The sequence below is a fragment of the Caballeronia calidae genome, from assembly GCF_900044055.2.
Taxonomy (GTDB): Bacteria; Pseudomonadota; Gammaproteobacteria; order Burkholderiales; family Burkholderiaceae; genus Caballeronia; species Caballeronia calidae.
Window position 1 is genome coordinate 1 of sequence record NZ_FCOX02000281.1, and the last position, 1266, is coordinate 1266.

The following is a 1266-nucleotide window of genomic DNA, read 5'->3' on the forward strand; positions in this document are numbered from 1 at the left end:
CCTTTCTCTGCTGCGAGAGGAAGTGAGCCGAAGCGGCGGTGACTTGCTGACACTGGCAAGGTGACGTAGTCCGCGGGAAACGGGGCTTGCGGCGAAGCGATTACGCCAAGATGAGCCTCTAGGCTGAGCATGGGACGGTTGAGGAACACGAACCTGTTAAACCGCATCTGAGGGTTGAAGCGTCACCCCTACCCACATCGCTTTATGGGTAGGTCGCGAACTGTTGCCGGTCACATGTAGGGCTTGGCAGCACGAGTGCAGACCGGACACGTATGCTGGTTGGCATGGAACCATGGGGAGCGCGCAGCTAGACCGTGGCGTTTGCGACGACTTGCGGCAAGCAAGGATAAAGACTGCGACAGGCAACCTCGCCCGTGTGTTGAGTCCGGCATGTGAACTGGGGAAGGTCTGCACGAATGCCAAGGGAGTGTGCCCCCGATGACGTGCAGGCTGGCGGAGCCTTCGTAGTAGTCCGAGGTCGGGAAAGCCGGCCACATGGCGAAGGGAGGCAGTTTAAGTGGTTTGCTGAGTTAATTAACTGACCATAGTGAGGTGAAGACCTTTGATAATCAGTGAAATGCAAAGCAAACTGGCGACATGGTCGACGGAGAACAGAGAGCGCAAGTTCGATCGACTCCTGAGACTGATTGCTGACAGGGAGTGGCTGAGCGAAGCGGCTCGTATTACGCTGGCATCCAGCGGAGCCCGCACGCCGGGCGTGGACGGCGTTGACCGGCGCATGATGGAAGCGAATCTCCAGCATGAGCTGTCGACGATACGCGAGGAGTTGCTGGCGGGCTCGTATAGTCCGCTGCCTGCACGTCGCGTATACATACCGAAGGCGAACGGCAAGCTCAGACCACTCGGCATCCCTTGTCTGCGGGATCGGATTGTGCAAAGGGCGATGCTGATGGTAATGGAGCCTATCTGGGAGAGTGACTTCCATTCGGCTTCATATGGCTTCAGGCCCGCCCGTAGCGTACACCACGCGATCCGCGCGGTGAAGCTTCAGTTGCAAGACGGCGGTGAAAACAGTGTCGCCGGACGCTGGGTCATCGAGGGTGACCTCGCCAGCTACTTCGACACCGTTCATCATCGTCTGCTTCTGAAGGGAATCCGCAAGCGGATCGCCGATCAGCGCTTCCTTGCCCTGCTCTGGAAGTTCATCAAGGCGGGTTGCGTGGATCGTGATCTGTTTCGTGCATCGAGCGAAGGCGTTCCTCAAGGGGGCGTCATCTCACCCTTGTTATCCAACATCATGCTGCA

At 58.2% G+C, this 1266-nt stretch carries 1 protein-coding gene; it reads left to right on the forward strand.

Translation table 11 applies throughout. The features are described from left to right. Window positions 1-577: 577 nt before the first annotated feature. Window positions 578-1266: reverse transcriptase domain-containing protein (locus AWB78_RS42635; protein WP_445344277.1), on the forward strand; the 689-nt coding region annotated here is incomplete at its 3' end.